This is a genomic window from Streptomyces endophytica (assembly GCF_026153355.1).
In the GTDB taxonomy this organism is placed as follows: Bacteria; Actinomycetota; Actinomycetes; order Streptomycetales; family Streptomycetaceae; genus Streptomyces; species Streptomyces endophytica.
On sequence record NZ_CP110636.1, the window covers coordinates 4,679,931 to 4,696,011 of the forward strand.

Genomic DNA, 16,081 nt, shown 5'->3' on the forward strand with positions numbered 1-16,081 from the left:
TCCCGGCGCGGAGAACTGGGTACGGACGGACAGTCACGGCGCGATAAGGTCAAGGTTGCCGTTCGAGCAGGACGAGACCAGACCAGTCGGAGAGTGGTGCCAACGTGTCCGGTGGAGAGGTGGCCGGGATCCTCGTGGCCGTCTTCTGGGCGATCCTCGTGTCGTTCCTCGCCCTCGTGCTGGTGAGGCTCGCACAGACGCTGAAGGCGACGACGAAGATGGTGGCCGAGGTGTCCGAGCAGGCCGTGCCGTTGCTCGCCGACGCCTCCGCGACCGTCCGCTCCGCGCACACCCAGCTGGCGCGCGTCGACGCGATCGCCGCCGACGTCCAGGAGGTCACCGCGAACGCCTCCGCGCTCTCCTCGACCGTCTCCTCCGCCTTCGGCGGACCGCTGGTCAAGGTGGCCGCGTTCGGCTACGGCGTGCGTCGCGCGATCGGCAAGAAGGGCGCAGAAGCCCCTGCCGGCGGCGCGAAGCGCACCGTCGTCGTCGGCCGTACCCTGCCCGGCGCCCGCCGCGGCGGGCGCCGCAACCGCCGCTCCAAGGACTGATCACCGCGATGTTCCGCCGCGCATTCTGGTTCACCACCGGCGCCGCCGCCGGGGTGTGGGCCACCAACAAGGTCCATCAAAAGCTGCGCAAGCTGCAGCCCGACAGCCTCGCCGCGCAGGCCGCGGACAAGGCCGTCGAGACCGGACACCGGCTGCGCCAATTTGCATTGGACGTACGCAGCGGAATGGCGGACCGTGAAGAGCAGTTGCACGAGGCCCTCGGCCTGAGCAGGCCGGCCGAGGCGCGTGAGCTGCCCGCACCGCGCCGAGCGGTGCTCGAAGGGCACCACCGAACCACGAGAACAACCGGACCGACCGGTCTGACCGGACCGACTGGAAAAGAGGACCACTGATGGAGTCGGCTGAAATCCGCAGGCGCTGGCTGCGCTTCTTCGAGGAGCGCGGGCACACCGTCGTGCCGTCGGCGTCGCTCATCGCGGACGACCCGACGCTGCTGCTGGTCAACGCGGGCATGGTCCCCTTCAAGCCGTACTTCCTCGGCGAGGTCACGCCGCCCTACAAGACGGCGACCAGCGTCCAGAAGTGCGTCCGCACGCCGGACATCGAAGAGGTCGGCAAGACCACCCGGCACGGCACGTTCTTCCAGATGTGCGGCAACTTCTCCTTCGGCGACTACTTCAAGGAAGGCGCCATCAAGCACGCCTGGGAGCTGCTGACCAGCTCGCAGGCCGACGGCGGCTACGGCCTCGACCCCGAGCGCCTGTGGATCACCGTCTACCTCGACGACGACGAGGCCGAGCGCATCTGGCACGAGGTCGTCGGCGTGCCCAAGGAGCGCATCCAGCGCCTGGGCAAGAAGGAGAACTACTGGTCCATGGGCGTCCCGGGCCCGTGCGGCCCGTGCTCCGAGATCAACTACGACCGCGGCCCCGAATTCGGCGTCGAGGGCGGCCCGGCCGTCAACGACGAGCGGTACGTGGAGATCTGGAACCTGGTCTTCATGCAGTACGAGCGCGGCGCGGGCACCGGCAAGGAGGACTTCGAGATCCTCGGCGAGCTGCCCAGCAAGAACATCGACACCGGCCTCGGCCTGGAACGCCTGGCGATGATCCTCCAGGGCGTCCCCAACATGTACGAGACCGACACCCTGCGCGTCGTCATCGACAAGGCCACCGAGCTCACCGGCGTCCGCTACGGCACCTCCGACGGCACCGACGTCTCGCTGCGCGTGGTCGCCGACCACCTCCGCACGTCCACGATGCTCATCGGCGACGGCGTCACCCCGGGCAACGAGGGCCGCGGCTACGTCCTGCGCCGCATCATGCGCCGCGCCATCCGCAACATGCGCCTGCTGGGCGCCACCGGCCCGGTCGTCGGCGAGCTGCTGGACGTGGTCATCAGGACCATGGGCCAGCAGTACCCCGAGCTGCTGGAGGACCGCCGTCGCATCGAGACGGTCGCCCTCGCCGAGGAGGCCGCCTTCCTCAAGACGCTGAAGGCCGGCACCAACATCCTCGACACCGCCGTCACGGAGACCAAGGCCGCCGGTGGCGCCGTCCTTCCCGGCGACAAGGCCTTCCTGCTCCACGACACCTGGGGCTTCCCGATCGACCTCACCCTCGAAATGGCCGCCGAGCAGGGCCTGTCGGTGGACGAGGACGGCTTCCGCCGCCTGATGAAGGAGCAGCGGGAGCGCGCCAAGGCCGACGCCCAGGCCAAGAAGCACGGCCACGCCGACCTCGGCGCCTACCGCGAGATCGCCGACCGCGCCGGCGCCACCGACTTCATCGGCTACGCCTCCACCGACGGCGAGTCCACCGTCGTCGGCCTGCTGGTCAACGGCGCCTCCTCGCCGGCCGCCACCGAGGGCGACGAGGTCGAGGTCGTCCTGGACCGCACCCCGTTCTACGCCGAGGGCGGCGGCCAGATCGGCGACACCGGCCGCATCAAGCTGGACAACGGCGCCGTCATCGAGGTCCGCGACTGCCAGAAGCCGGTCCCGGGCGTGTACGTCCACAAGGGCGTCGTGCAGGTCGGCGAGGTCACGGTCGGCGCCACGGCCCACGCCACCATCGACGTGACCCGCCGCCGCGCCATCGCCCGCGCGCACTCCGCCACCCACCTCACGCACCAGGCGCTGCGCGACGCCCTCGGCCCGACGGCCGCCCAGGCCGGTTCGGAGAACCAGCCGGGCCGCTTCCGCTTCGACTTCGGTTCGCCGTCCGCCGTGCCCACGGCCGTGATGACGGACGTCGAGCAGAAGATCAACGAGGTCCTGGCCCGCGAGCTCGACGTGCAGGCCGAGATCATGTCGATCGACGACGCCAAGAAGCAGGGAGCCATCGCCGAGTTCGGCGAGAAGTACGGCGACCGGGTGCGCGTCGTCACCATCGGCGACTTCTCCAAGGAGCTCTGCGGCGGCACGCACGTGCACAACACCGCCCAGCTGGGCCTGGTGAAGCTGCTCGGCGAATCGTCCATCGGCTCCGGCGTGCGCCGCATCGAGGCCCTGGTCGGCGTTGACGCGTACAACTTCCTGGCCAAGGAGCACACGGTCGTCGCCCAGCTCCAGGAGCTGGTCAAGGGCCGTTCCGAGGAGCTGCCGGAGAAGATCTCGGCGATGCTCGGCAAGCTCAAGGACGCCGAGAAGGAGATCGAGAAGTTCCGCGCCGAGAAGGTGCTCCAGGCCGCCGCCGGGCTCGCCGAGAGCGCCAAGGACGTCCGTGGCGTCGCGGTCGTCACCGGCCAGGTCCCGGACGGCACGGCCGCCGACGACCTGCGCAAGCTGGTCCTCGACGTACGGGGCCGCATCCAGGGCGGCCGGGCCGCCGTGGTGGCGCTCTTCGCGGTCGCCAACGGCCGTCCGGTGACGGTCATCGCCACCAACGACGCCGCCCGCGAGCGCGGCATCAAGGCCGGTGACCTGGTCCGTACGGCCGCCAAGACGCTCGGTGGCGGCGGCGGCGGCAAGCCGGACGTCGCCCAGGGCGGCGGCCAGAACCCGGCCGCGGTGCCCGAGGCCATCGAGGCCGTCGAGCGCCTGGTCTCCGAGGCGGCCTGACGCGCGTGAGTGAGATGCGACGCGGCCGGCGCCTCGCGGTCGATGTCGGGGACGCCCGCATCGGGGTCGCCTCGTGCGACCCCGACGGGGTCCTCGCCACCCCCGTCGAGACCGTGCCGGGACGTGACGTCCCGGCAGCGCACCGCCGGCTCAAGGCGATCGTCGAGGAGTACGAACCCCTTGAGGTCGTGGTCGGCCTGCCCCGCTCCCTCAGTGGGGGAGAGGGGCCGGCCGCGGCCAAGGTCCGGGCGTTCGCCCAGGAATTGGCAAAGAACATCGCACCCGTAGGCGTCCGGCTCGTCGACGAGCGGATGTCGACGGTCACCGCGACCCAGGGCCTGCGCGCCTCCGGCGTACGCAGCAAGAAGGGCCGCTCGGTCGTCGACCAGGCGGCCGCGGTGGTCATCCTGCAGAGCGCACTGGAAACCGAACGCGTGTCCGGGGAACCTCCGGGCGAGAGCGTCGAAGTGGTCATCTGATCGCGATACGGTAACGTGCCGCGCGATGCGGCGGTGGTTCGAACAGCCGCACGTGCAAGTAGAGGCGGATCGGTACAGCAAGCGCGCTGCCCGTACGGAGCGCACCGCCTCTCGGCTCTAGGGGATCGATGACCGAGTATGGCCGGGGCTACGGCTCCGAACCGTGGCACCCCGAGGACCCGCTCTACGGAGACCAGGGGCCCTACGGAGGCCAGGAGCAGCAGCCGCAGTGGGGCGGGCAGCAGTCCGCCCCGCAGCACTACACGGATCCCCAACAGCATCTCCAGCAGCATCCTCAGCAGCACTACGGCCAGGGCTGGGACGGCTCCTCGACGGGGCAGCTGCCGACGTACGACCCGTACGACCCCTACGCCGCGCAGCAACCCCCGGCCGATCCGTACGCCGGAGCGGGCCAGGACTACTACGGCCACCAGGACCCGTACCAGCAGCAGCCGCAGCACGGGCACCAGCAGGCCCCGCACCACCAGCAGGCCCCGCACCAGCACCAGCAGGTGCCGCACCAGCAGCCGTACCCGCCGGAGCAGTACGAGCAGCAGCCCGCCGGGGCGCCGTACGACGACACCGCGTACGAGAACGCCGCCGCCTACGAGGACGCCCCGGGCGACGACTGGCGGGCCGACCCCGAGCGGCCGCGGGAACCGGAGCCGGACCACTCGTTCTTCGCCGGTGACGACGCGGACGAGTACCCCGACGACGAACCGGGCGACGGCCGCGAGCGCCGCGGCAAACGGAACGGCAAGAAGAACAAACGCCGCAGCGGCACCGCCTGTCTGGTCATGACGCTGGTGTTCGCCGGCGCGGTCGGCACCGTCGGCTATTTCGGCTACGACTTCTTCATGGCCCACTTCGGATCGGCGCCCGACTACGAGGGCGAGGGCTCCGGCGCGGTACAGGTCGACATTCCGGACGGTTCGACCGGCCTGGAAATGGGCCAGATCCTCGCGAAGAAGGGCGTCATCAAGAGCGCCGGGGCCTTCACCGAGGCGGCCGGCGACAACAAGAAGGCCACGTCGCTCCAGCCCGGTACGTATTCGCTCCGCAAGCAGATGTCCGCGGCCGCGGCCATCGAGCTGATGCTGGACCCCAAGAGCCGCAACGGCCTCACGATCCGCGAGGGGCTGCGGGCGAAGGAGGTCTACGCGCTCATCGACAAGAAGCTCCACCTCAAGGCGGGCACGACCAAGGACGTCGCCAAGGCCGACGCCAAGAGCCTCGGTCTGCCCTCCTGGGCCGACGACAACGGCAAGATAAAGGACCCGCTGGAGGGCTTCCTCTACCCGTCCACGTACAGCGTGGGTGACAAGGCGAAGCCGGCCGCGGTCCTCAAGCAGATGGTGTCGCGGGCCAAGCAGGTGTACGCGAAGTACGACCTGGAGGGCAAGGCGCGCGAGTTCCACCTCTCCTCGCCGCTACAGCTGCTCACCGTCGCCAGCCTCACCCAGGCCGAGGGCAAGTACAAACACGACTTCGTCAAGGTCGCGCGGGTCGTCTACAACCGCCTCAAGCCGAACAACACGGAGACCTACGGCCTGCTCGACTTCGACTCGACGGTGAACTACGCCCGGTCCCAGAGCACCCTGGACACCGGCTCCGTCGACGATCTGCGGCACTTCAACGATCCCTACAACACCTACAAGTTCAAGGGACTTCCGCCCGGGCCGATCGGCAATCCCGGCGAGGTGGCGATCAATTCCGCCATCAACCCGGCCAAGGGCAACTGGTACTACTTCGTCTCGATCAGCCCGGAGAAGACGTTGTTCGCCGAGACGAACGAAGAGCACGAGCGGAACCGCCGCATTTACGAACAGGAACACAAGAAGGCGAAGCAATGAGCCCCACACGCCGGGCCGCGGTCCTCGGGTCGCCCATCGCGCACTCCCTTTCGCCGGTGCTGCACCGCGCCGCCTATGACGCCCTCGGCCTGACCGGCTGGGAATACGGCCGGCACGAGGTCGGCGAGGCCGCGCTGCCCGGATTCCTGGCAGAGCTCGGGCCGGAGTGGGCCGGGCTCTCGCTGACCATGCCGCTCAAGCGCGCGGTGATCCCGCTGCTCGACGAGATCACCCCCACCGCGGCCTCGGTCGAGGCGGTGAACACCGTCGTCCTCACGCCCGACGGACGCCGCCTGGGCGACAACACCGACATCCCGGGCCTGCTCGCCGCCCTGCGTGAGCGCGGCGTACAGCAGGTAGAGCGGGCCTCGATCCTGGGCGCCGGCGCCACCGCCTCCTCGGCCCTCGCCGCGCTCTCCCGCATCTGCACCGGCGAGGTCACCGCGTACGTCCGCAGCGAGGCCCGCGCCGACGAGATGCGCGGCTGGGGCGAACGGCTCGGCGTCGCCGTCCGCACCGCCCCGTGGGAGCGGGCCGCCGAGGCCTTCGCCGCCCCGCTGACCATCGCCACCACCCCCGCCGGCGCCACCGACGCGCTGGCCGCCGCGGTCCCGGACCGGCCCGGCACGCTCTTCGACGTCCTCTACGAGCCCTGGCCGACCGCGCTCGCCGGAGCCTGGGCCGACCGCGGCGGCGCGGTGGTCGGCGGCCTGGACCTCCTGGTGCACCAGGCCGTACTGCAGGTGGAACAGATGACCGGCCGCTCGCCCGCACCGCTGGCCGCGATGCGCGCGGCCGGCGAGGCCGCCCTCGCGGCCCGCTGAGCCATCGGACGGTTCCCCGCGCGGACGCCGGGGTCCGCTTCCTGGACTCGGCGCCGCCGCTCCCGCGTGACGTGGGAGGATCAGGGGGAGACCGTACGCGGATGAGCAGTACTGAGGAGCACCGTTGAGCAGGTTGCGCTGGCTGACGGCGGGGGAGTCGCACGGCCCCGCACTGGTGGCGACGCTGGAGGGCCTTCCGGCCGGCGTCCCGATCACCACGGAGCTGGTGGCGGACGCCCTGGCGCGCCGCCGGCTGGGCTACGGCCGCGGTGCCCGGATGAAGTTCGAGCAGGACGAGGTCACGTTCCTGGGCGGCGTGCGACACGGCCGCTCGCTGGGCTCGCCGGTGGCGATCATGGTCGGCAACACCGAGTGGCCCAAGTGGGAGCAGGTGATGGCGGCCGACCCGGTGGATCCGGAGGAGCTGGCCGCGCTGGCCCGCAACGCCCCGCTGACCCGCCCGCGCCCCGGTCATGCGGACCTGGCCGGTATGCAGAAGTACGGCTTCGACGAAGCCCGCCCGATCCTGGAGCGCGCCTCGGCCCGGGAGACCGCGGCCCGGGTGGCGCTGGGCGCGGTGGCCCGTTCCTTCCTCAAGGAGACCGCCGGCATCGAGATCGTCTCGCACGTCGTCGAGCTGTGCTCCGTGAAGGCTCCGCAGGGCGTGTACCCCACGCCGGCCGACGTCGAGAAGCTGGACGCCGACCCGCTGCGCTGCCTGGACGCGGACGCGTCGAAGGCGATGGTCGCGGAGGTCGACCAGGCCCACAAGGACGGCGACACGCTCGGTGGTGTGGTCGAGGTGCTGGCGTACGGCGTGCCCGTCGGCCTCGGCTCGCACGTGCACTGGGACCGCAAGCTGGACGCCCGGCTCGCCGGTGCCCTGATGGGCATCCAGGCGATCAAGGGCGTCGAGATCGGCGACGGCTTCGAGCTGGCCCGGGTGCCCGGCTCCAAGGCGCACGACGAGATCGTCAACACGCCCGAGGGCATCCGGCGCGTCTCCGGCCGCGCCGGCGGCACCGAGGGCGGCCTGACCACCGGCGAACTGCTGCGGGTGCGGGCGGCGATGAAGCCGATCGCGACGGTGCCGCGCGCCCTGAAGACCGTGGACGTCACCACCGGCGAGCCGGCCCAGGCCCACCACCAGCGCTCCGACGTCTCCGCCGTGCCGGCCGCCGGGATCGTCGCCGAGGCCATGGTGGCCCTGGTCCTCGCCGACGCCGTCGTGGAGAAGTTCGGCGGCGACAGCGTGGCCGAGACCCGCCGCAACGTGCAGGGCTTCCTCGACAACCTGGCGATCAAATGACGTCCCCCGTCGTCGTGTTGATCGGCCCGCCCGGTGCCGGTAAGTCGACGGTGGGCGCGCTGCTGGCCGAGCGGCTGGGCGTCGGCTACCGGGACACCGACGCGGACGTCGTCGCCACCGCCGGCCGGCCGATTGCCGAGATCTTCATCGACCAGGGCGAGGCGCACTTCCGCGAGCTGGAGCGGGAGGCGGTCCGGAGCGCGCTCGGCGAGCACCCGGGCGTGCTCGCGCTGGGCGGCGGCGCGGTCCTCGACGAGGGCACCCGCACGCTGCTGACCGGGCTGCCGGTGATCTTCCTCGACGTCGAACTCGCCGACGCCGTCAAGCGGGTGGGCCTCGACGCCCCCCGTCCGCTGCTCGCCGTCAACCCGCGCAAGCAGTGGCGCGAACTGATGGAACGGCGTCGTCCGCTCTACACCGAGGTCGCGCGCGCCGTGATCCCCACGGCGGAGCGCACCCCCGGTCAGGTCGCCGAGGCGATCCTGGACGCATTGGAGCTACGGCCGGCCGCGGGCGGTGCCCCGCGGGCGGCCCACACGGAGGAGAACGCATGACGGAGCAGGCCACCCGGATCCAGGTCGGCGGCACCGCGGGCACCGACCCGTACGAGGTGCTCGTCGGGCGGCAGCTGCTCGGTGAACTCCCGGGCCTGATCGGCGACGGCGTGAAGCGGGTCGCGGTGCTGCACCCGGAGGCGCTGGCCGCCACCGGTGAGGCACTGCGCGAGGACCTCGCCTCCCAGGGCTACGAGGCGATCGCCATCCAGCTGCCGAACGCCGAGGAGTCCAAGACGGCCGAGGTCGCGGCGTACTGCTGGAAGGCGCTGGGACAGTCCGGCTTCACCCGCAGCGACGTGATCGTGGGCGTCGGCGGCGGGGCCACCACCGACCTGGCCGGCTTCGTCGCCGCCACCTGGCTGCGCGGCGTGCGCTGGATCGCGATCCCGACCACCGTCCTGGGCATGGTCGACGCCGCGGTCGGCGGCAAGACCGGCATCAACACCGCCGAGGGCAAGAACCTCGTCGGCGCCTTCCACCCGCCGGCCGGCGTGCTGTGCGACCTGGCCGCGCTGGACACCCTGCCGGTGCACGACTACGTCTCCGGCCTGGCCGAGGTCATCAAGGCCGGTTTCATCGCCGACCCGGTGATCCTCGACCTGATCGAGGCGGACCCCGAGGCCGCCAAGCGCCCCGACGGCGCGCACACCGCCGAACTGATCGAGCGGGCGATCCGGGTCAAGGCCGAGGTGGTCTCCGCGGACCTCAAGGAGTCCGGTCTGCGGGAGATCCTCAACTACGGCCACACCCTCGCGCACGCCATCGAGAAGAACGAGCGCTACAACTGGCGGCACGGCGCCGCGGTCTCCGTAGGCATGGTCTTCGCCGCCGAACTCGGCCGGATCGCCGGCCGTCTGGACGACGCCACCGCCGACCGGCACCGCGCGGTGCTGGCCTCCGTCGGGCTGCCGCTGACCTACCGCGGCGACCAGTGGCCCAAGCTGCTGGAGACGATGAAGGTCGACAAGAAGTCCCGCGGCGACCGGCTGCGCTTCATCGTCCTGGACGGCCTGGCCAAGCCGACCGTCCTGGAGGGCCCGGACCCGGCCATGCTGCTCGCCGCGCACGCGGAGATCGCCGCATGAGCGGCGCGCTGCGGCGGGTACTCGTCCTGAACGGTCCCAACCTCGGCCGGCTGGGGTCCCGCGAGCCCGATGTCTACGGTGCCACCTCCTACGCCGGACTGGTCGAGGAGTGCGCCCGGCTCGGCAAGGAGCTGGGCCTGGAGGCCGAGGTCCGGGAGACCAACGACGAGGGCGAGATGATCCGCTGGCTGCACGAGGCCGCCGACGGAGCCGTCCCGGTCGTCATCAACCCCGGTGCGTTCACGCACTATTCGTACGGAATGCGGGATGCGGCCGCCCAGCGCACCGCCCCGCTCATCGAGGTGCACATCTCCAATCCGTACGCCCGCGAGCAGTTCCGCCACACCTCGGTCATCGCGGCCGTGGCCAGCGGCACGGTGGCCGGATTCGGCATCGGCTCGTACCGGCTCGCGCTGCGTGCGCTGGCCGAGGAACTGAACGACTGACCCGTCCCCACGGGCGCTCCGGGCCCGCCCCCGGCCGTTCACCCGCTGCGTGCCGGGGGTAGGAGGTCCCCCGGCGCGCCGCCGGGAGGGTACCGTTCGCAAGCAGTACCACCCCACGCCGGCGGCCGCGGGCCCAACGGCCCCTGGGGGCCGTTGGGTTACCGCACGGCGCACCGGGCAGTCCGGCCCGGCGCCGTGCCCCGCACCACGTCGACCGCACGAGACGGAGAGCCACCGGATGCAGTACGCAGTGGGGGCTCCGCTGCCGCCGCCCCACGGGCAGGCATCAGGACCCGGGGCCGCCATGCACTGGACGCCCAACCCGGGACGGCCCACCCAGCCCACCTCCCCGCCGGCCGCCCCGCCCGCTCCCGCGGGCCCGCCGCCGCCCGTGCACCAGCCCGCCCCGCCGCCGCCCGTGCAGCAGCCCGCCCCGCAGCCGGGCTGGCACGGCCCCGCGCCGCAGCAGGCCCCGCCGCCCAGCGGGCAGAGCACCGACATCACCGGCCACATCCAGCTGCCGCCGGGCGCGCCGGTGCCGCTGCCGAGCCCGCCCACCGACCCGGCCGCGCCGGACGCCGCGCACGCCGCCGTCGCGGTCCTGCTGATCGGCCCGGCCGGCGCGGGCAAGACCAGCGTGGCCCGCCACTGGGCCGACACCCGGCGGGTGCCGACCGCGCACATCAGCCTGGACGATGTCCGTGAGTGGGTCCGGGCCGGCTTCGCCGACCCGCAGTCCGGGTGGAACGACCATTCCGAGGCGCAGTACCGCCTGGCCCGCCGGACCTGCGGTTTCGCCGCCCGTAACTTCCTCGCCAACGGCATCTCCTGCATCCTCGACGACGCGGTCTTCCCGGACCGTCCGGTCGTCGGCCTGGGCGGCTGGAAGCGCCACGTGGGTCCCGGACTGCTGCCGATCGTGCTGCTGCCCGGCCTGGAGATCGTGCTGGAGCGCAACGCCCGGCGCACCGGCAACCGCCGGCTGTCGGACGAAGAGGTGGCCAGGATCCACGGCCGGATGGCCGGCTGGTACGGCTCGGGCCTGCCGATCATCGACAACTCCCAGCACGACGTCGCCACGACGGTGCGGGTGCTGGACGAGGTGGTCGCCCGCTCGCTGGCCAGCCCGCCCAGCTGGTAGCCGCCTCGGGCGCGCCCCCGCCGGTCGTCCCCCGGGCGGCCCCCTCGACCGGCCGCCGCGGGGGAGCCGCCGTACCCTTGCGATATGTCCGAGTTGTACGCGGCCCGACGCACGCGGCTGCGCGACCGCTGTGCCGCAACCGGAAGCGCCGCCGCCCTGATCTCGCGCCCCGCGAACGTCCGCTACCTCACCGCCTGCGCCCCGCCGGGCGCCGCTCTGCTGCTGGGCCCGTCCGACGATGTGCTGCTGTGCGGCAGACCGCTGAGCGGCGATCCGTCCGAGGGCCGGCCGGTGGACGACGTACGGGTTTCGGTGCTGCCCGGCCGCGGCGATGACCCGGTCGTGGCCGGCGCCGACCTGGCCGCGAAGGCCGGCGCGGACACCCTGGCCGTGGAGGAGCACCACCTGACCGTCACCCGGCACCGGGCGCTCTCCCAGGTCGCACCGCAGCTCCGGCTGGCCGACCTGGCCTGTGCGGTCGAGGCGCAGCGGCTGGTCAAGGACGACGACGAGATCGCCTGTCTGCGGATCGCCGCGGAGATCGCCGACCAGGCGCTCGGCGAACTGCTCGAATCGATCCTGGTGGGCCGCACCGAGCGGCATCTCGCGCTGGAGCTGGAGCGCCGGCTGGTGGACCACGGCGCGGACGGCCCGGCCTTCCCGACCTCCGTGGCGACCGGCCCGAACGCCGGCCGCCCGGGGCATCTGCCCACCGACCGGCGGGTCGAGGAGGGCGACTTCCTCAGCGTCTGCCTCGGGGCGAACTACCGCGGCTACCGCTGCGAGATCGGCCGTACCTTCGTCATCGGCACCACCCCGTCGGACTGGCAGATCGAGCTGTACGATCTCGTTTTTGCAGCCCAGCGGGCCGGCCGGGAGGCGCTCGCGCCGGGCGTGGAGTGCCGCGAGGTGGACCGGATCACCCGCCATGTGCTCGACGCCGCGGGGTACGGCGAGCGGCTCGGACCGTGGACCGGGCACGGCGTGGGGCTCGAAATCGATGAGGACCCTCAATTGTCCCCGGCCGCCATGGGTAAACTGGACGCTTGCGTGCCGGTCACCGTCGAGCCGGGGGTTCACATCCCGGGCCGTGGGGGTGTCCGGATCGACGACACACTCGTCGTCCGCCCCGAGGCGGACGGCGGGCCCGAGCTACTCACGATCACGACCAAGGAGCTGCTCGCACTCTGAGCCGCAGCGGCTCGGTGGGCGTCGCTCCGGGTCCCACCACCTGCAGTCCAGGAGATTCCGCAACCGTGGCATCCACGAACGACCTCAAGAACGGCATGGTGCTCAAGCTCGAAGGCGGCCAGCTCTGGTCCGTCGTCGAGTTCCAGCACGTCAAGCCCGGCAAGGGCCCGGCCTTCGTCCGCACCAAGCTCAAGAACGTGCTCTCCGGCAAGGTGGTGGACAAGACCTTCAACGCCGGCGTGAAGGTCGAGACGGCCACCGTCGACAAGCGCGGCATGCAGTTCTCGTACATGGACGGCGACTACTTCGTCTTCATGGACATGGACACCTACGACCAGCTGCACGTCGACCGCAAGTCCGTCGGCGACGCCGCCAACTTCCTCATCGAGGGCTTCGAGGCCGTCGTCGCGCAGCACGAGGGCGAGGTGCTCTACGTCGAGCTGCCGGCCGCCGTCGAGCTCACCGTCCAGGAGACCGAGCCGGGCGTCCAGGGTGACCGCTCCACCGGCGGCACCAAGCCCGCCGTGCTGGAGACCGGCCACCAGATCCAGGTCCCGCTCTTCATCACCACCGGTGAGAAGATCAAGGTCGACACCCGCACGAGCGACTACCTCGGCCGGGTGAACAGCTAACCGTGGCTGCCCGCAGCAAGGCCCGTAAGCGCGCGTTCCAGATCCTCTTCGAGGCCGATCAGCGCGGCGCCGACGTGCAGTCCGTGCTCGCGGACTGGATGCGGCACGCCCGGACCGACCCCCGGCAGCCGCCGGTGAACGAGTACACCCTGCAGCTCGTCGAGGGGTACGCGGACCACATCGTCCGCATCGACGAGCTGATCTCCACCTACGCGGTCGACTGGGACCTGGACCGGATGCCGGCCGCCGACCGCTCGATCCTGCGGCTCGGTGCCTACGAGCTGCTCTGGGTGGACGACACGCCGGACGCGGTGGCGATCGACGAAGCCGTGCAGCTCGCCAAGGAGTTCTCCACGGACGACTCCCCGGCCTTCGTCAACGGCCTCCTCGGCCGGCTGAAGGAGCTGAAGCCGGGTCTGCGGCGCGAGGCGCAGTAGCCGGCGCCGCCGACGAGCGGCAGAGCATGGGACGGGCCCGGAGCGTTGGGTGAACGCTCCGGGCCCGTTCGCATGCCCGCACCGGCGCCGGCGAGGACGGCGGCAAACAGAACCGCCGCCCCGGGCTCCGGGGCGGCGGTACGTTTCTGCAGATGACCCGAGGGGCTCAGATCTCCTCGTGGGACACGGCGCGACGGGCGTCCGCGTCGAGCACGCCCCAGCTGATCAGCTGCTCGGTCAACACCGAGGGCGACTGGTCGTAGATCACGGCGAGGGTCCGCAGGTCGTCCTGGCGGATCGAGAGGACCTTGCCGTTGTAGTCACCGCGCTGGCTCTGGATCGTGGCGGCGTAACGCTGCAGCGGGCCGGCCTTCTCCTGCGGGACGTGGGCCAGTCGCTCCAGGTCGAGCACCAGCTTCGGCGGCGGCTCGGCCGCGCCGCCCGGTGTCGTGCCCGGCAGCAGTTCCTGCACCGGAACGCCGTAGAAGTCCGCCAGCTCGGCAAGGCGCTGCACGGTCACGGCACGGTCGCCGCGCTCGTACGAACCGACCACCACGGCCTTCCAACGCCCCTGGGACTTCTCCTCGACGCCGTGAAGGGAGAGGCCCTGCTGGGTACGGATGGCGCGGAGCTTGGCCCCGAGCTGTTTGGCGTATTCGCTGGACATATAGCTCCCCAGACAGCTGTATCGACATGCGGCTCCGCCGCGTGGCTGGTAACTCACTGTGAGGTTACGCAGCGTAATCTCGGTTCGTCAAGCGGAATGGGCCAGACCATCACCCGTCAGGGGTGTAGACGGGCCAGGCGAGCGGTCCTGGTAACCTGACTGCGTAATTCCGACGTCCTTTAAGGTCCGTCCCGTGAGGCGGAGAAGGAGGTCCGTTTCGTATGGACGCAAACAGCTCCGAAGCGGGAGCTCAGCTCCCCGCGCGGCCGGTGCTTGAGGGCCCCGACATCGCGCGCATGCTCACCCGCATCGCCCACGAGATCGTCGAGCGCGCCAAGGGCGCGGACGACGTGGTGCTGCTGGGAATCCCCACCCGTGGCGTCTTCCTCGCCCGGCGGCTGGCCGCCAAGCTCCAGGACATCACCGGCCGCACGGTCCCGGTGGGCTCGCTCGACATCACGATGTACCGCGACGACCTGCGCCTGGGCCCGGCCCGGACGCTCGCCCGCACCGACATCCCCGCCGAGGGCATCGAGGGCCGGGTCGTCCTGCTCGTCGACGACGTCCTGTTCTCCGGACGCACGATCCGCGCCGCCCTGGACGCCCTGGGCGACATCGGCCGGCCGCGCGCCGTCCAGCTGGCGGTCCTCGTCGACCGGGGCCACCGCGAACTGCCGATCCGCGCCGACTACGTCGGCAAGAACCTCCCCACGTCGCTGCGGGAGGCGGTCAAGGTCCAGCTGACCGAGGAGGACGGCCGCGACGCCGTGCTGCTCGGCCTGAAGCAGACCACCCCGGCCGGCGAGCGCTAGCGCACCGCTGACGGACCCGGTGACCCCGGGCCCGCAGGCATGCCTGCCTGACGGACATTCCCGTACACCTCCCTCACACACGGAGAAAACCGGATGAAGCGCCACCTCATCTCGGCCGCCGACCTCACCCGCGACGACGCCGTGCTGATCCTCGACACCGCCGAGGAGATGGCCCGGGTCGCCGACCGGCCGATCAAGAAGCTCCCCACCCTGCGCGGACGCACGATCTGCAACCTCTTCTTCGAGGACTCCACCCGCACCCGGATCTCCTTCGAGGCCGCCGAGAAGCGGCTCTCCGCGGACGTCATCAACTTCGCGGCCAAGGGATCGAGCGTCTCCAAGGGCGAGTCCCTCAAGGACACCGCGCAGACCCTGGAGGCGATGGGCGTGGACGCCGTCGTCATCCGGCACGGTGCCTCCGGAGCCCCCTACCGGCTCGCCAACTCCGGCTGGATCGACGCCCCCGTCATCAACGCCGGTGACGGCACCCACCAGCACCCCACCCAGGCCCTGCTCGACGCCTTCACGATGCGCCGCCGGCTGATCGGCCCGGACGCCGGGATCGGCCAGGACCTGTCCGGCAAGCGCATCACGATCGTCGGCGACGTGCTGCACAGCCGGGTCGCCCGGTCCAACGTCGACCTGCTGCACACCCTCGGCGCCGAGGTCACCCTGGTCGCGCCGCCCACCCTGGTGCCGGTCGGCGTCGAGACCTGGCCCTGCGAGGTGTCGTACGACCTCGACGGCGTGCTGCCGAAGTCCGACGCCGTGATGATGCTGCGGGTCCAGCGCGAGCGGATGAACGCCGCGTTCTTCCCCACCGAGCGCGAGTACTCGCGCCGCTACGGCCTGGACGGCGACCGCATGGCGCGGATGCCCGGGCACGCCCTGGTGATGCACCCCGGGCCCATGGTCCGCGGCATGGAGATCACCGCCGAGGTCGCCGACTCCGGCCGCTGCACGGCCGTCGAGCAGGTCACCAACGGCGTCAGCATCCGGATGGCCGTCCTCTACCTGCTCCTGGGCGGCAACGAGCCCGCCGTGACCAACCCCCGTACCGAGGAGAAGTAAGACC

The 16,081-nt window shown here is 71.6% G+C and carries 17 protein-coding genes; 16 read left to right on the forward strand and 1 reads right to left on the reverse strand.

Features of this window, described 5'->3' with window-relative positions; genetic code table 11:
- Positions 1-104: 104 nt before the first annotated feature.
- The 14 genes from OJ254_RS20980 to nusB all read left to right on the forward strand — a co-directional run bounded on the left by OJ254_RS20980 (position 105) and on the right by nusB (position 13,527).
- Positions 105-551, forward strand: a complete 447-nt coding sequence (locus OJ254_RS20980) for a DUF948 domain-containing protein (protein ID WP_265363548.1) — start codon at positions 105-107, stop codon at positions 549-551.
- A gap of 8 nt (positions 552-559) precedes the next feature.
- Positions 560-904 carry a DUF6167 family protein gene (locus OJ254_RS20985; protein WP_261952563.1) on the forward strand — a complete coding sequence of 115 codons (345 nt, stop codon included), beginning with the start codon at positions 560-562 and terminating at the stop codon, positions 902-904.
- On the forward strand, positions 904-3,573 hold the full coding sequence (gene alaS / locus OJ254_RS20990; RefSeq protein WP_265363549.1) for an alanine--tRNA ligase: 2,670 nt from the start codon (positions 904-906) through the stop codon (positions 3,571-3,573). The genes OJ254_RS20985 and alaS overlap by 1 nt, the downstream gene beginning before the upstream one ends.
- Positions 3,574-3,587: 14 nt before the next feature.
- Positions 3,588-4,052 carry a Holliday junction resolvase RuvX gene (ruvX, locus tag OJ254_RS20995; protein ID WP_265365249.1) on the forward strand — a complete coding sequence of 155 codons (465 nt, stop codon included), beginning with the start codon at positions 3,588-3,590 and terminating at the stop codon, positions 4,050-4,052.
- A gap of 128 nt (positions 4,053-4,180) precedes the next feature.
- Entirely contained in the window at positions 4,181-5,905 is a 1,725-nt protein-coding gene (mltG, locus tag OJ254_RS21000; RefSeq protein ID WP_265363550.1) for an endolytic transglycosylase MltG, read from the forward strand.
- On the forward strand, positions 5,902-6,729 hold the full coding sequence (locus OJ254_RS21005) for a shikimate dehydrogenase (RefSeq protein WP_265363551.1): 828 nt from the start codon (positions 5,902-5,904) through the stop codon (positions 6,727-6,729). The genes mltG and OJ254_RS21005 overlap by 4 nt, the downstream gene beginning before the upstream one ends.
- Positions 6,730-6,853: 124 nt before the next feature.
- Complete coding sequence (aroC, locus tag OJ254_RS21010) at positions 6,854-8,038, forward strand: chorismate synthase (RefSeq protein ID WP_265363552.1); 1,185 nt, start codon at positions 6,854-6,856, stop codon at positions 8,036-8,038.
- A complete protein-coding gene (locus OJ254_RS21015) occupies positions 8,035-8,592 on the forward strand; it encodes a shikimate kinase (protein ID WP_265363553.1) in 558 nt (185 codons plus the stop codon). Before aroC ends, OJ254_RS21015 begins: the two co-directional genes overlap by 4 nt.
- Positions 8,589-9,680 carry a 3-dehydroquinate synthase gene (gene aroB / locus OJ254_RS21020; protein WP_265363554.1) on the forward strand — a complete coding sequence of 364 codons (1,092 nt, stop codon included), beginning with the start codon at positions 8,589-8,591 and terminating at the stop codon, positions 9,678-9,680. Before OJ254_RS21015 ends, aroB begins: the two co-directional genes overlap by 4 nt.
- A complete protein-coding gene (gene aroQ, locus OJ254_RS21025; protein ID WP_261952570.1) occupies positions 9,677-10,126 on the forward strand; it encodes a type II 3-dehydroquinate dehydratase in 450 nt (149 codons plus the stop codon). Before aroB ends, aroQ begins: the two co-directional genes overlap by 4 nt.
- A gap of 238 nt (positions 10,127-10,364) precedes the next feature.
- Entirely contained in the window at positions 10,365-11,267 is a 903-nt protein-coding gene (locus tag OJ254_RS21030; RefSeq protein WP_265363555.1) for a Pro-rich N-terminal domain-containing protein, read from the forward strand.
- An 84-nt stretch (positions 11,268-11,351) separates the two neighbouring features.
- Positions 11,352-12,458: an aminopeptidase P family protein gene (locus OJ254_RS21035; RefSeq protein WP_265363556.1), complete on the forward strand. Its 1,107-nt coding sequence runs from the start codon at positions 11,352-11,354 to the stop codon at positions 12,456-12,458.
- Between the two features lie 65 nt (positions 12,459-12,523).
- Positions 12,524-13,090 carry an elongation factor P gene (gene efp / locus OJ254_RS21040; protein ID WP_265363557.1) on the forward strand — a complete coding sequence of 189 codons (567 nt, stop codon included), beginning with the start codon at positions 12,524-12,526 and terminating at the stop codon, positions 13,088-13,090.
- Positions 13,091-13,092: 2 nt separating this feature from the next.
- Positions 13,093-13,527 (forward strand): transcription antitermination factor NusB, encoded by a 435-nt coding sequence (gene nusB, locus OJ254_RS21045; protein WP_261952574.1) that lies wholly within the window; start codon positions 13,093-13,095, stop codon positions 13,525-13,527.
- Positions 13,528-13,693: 166 nt separating this feature from the next.
- Here nusB and bldD read toward each other — a convergent pair whose 3' ends face one another.
- Positions 13,694-14,194 (reverse strand): transcriptional regulator BldD, encoded by a 501-nt coding sequence (gene bldD, locus OJ254_RS21050; RefSeq protein ID WP_030412006.1) that lies wholly within the window; start codon positions 14,192-14,194, stop codon positions 13,694-13,696.
- Positions 14,195-14,415: 221 nt separating this feature from the next.
- Here bldD and pyrR point away from each other — a divergent pair, with 221 nt between their 5' ends.
- Both pyrR and OJ254_RS21060 read left to right on the forward strand, forming a co-directional pair.
- Entirely contained in the window at positions 14,416-15,006 is a 591-nt protein-coding gene (gene pyrR / locus OJ254_RS21055; protein WP_261952575.1) for a bifunctional pyr operon transcriptional regulator/uracil phosphoribosyltransferase PyrR, read from the forward strand.
- Between the two features lie 93 nt (positions 15,007-15,099).
- Complete coding sequence (locus OJ254_RS21060; protein ID WP_265363558.1) at positions 15,100-16,077, forward strand: aspartate carbamoyltransferase catalytic subunit; 978 nt, start codon at positions 15,100-15,102, stop codon at positions 16,075-16,077.
- Positions 16,078-16,081 lie beyond the last annotated feature (4 nt).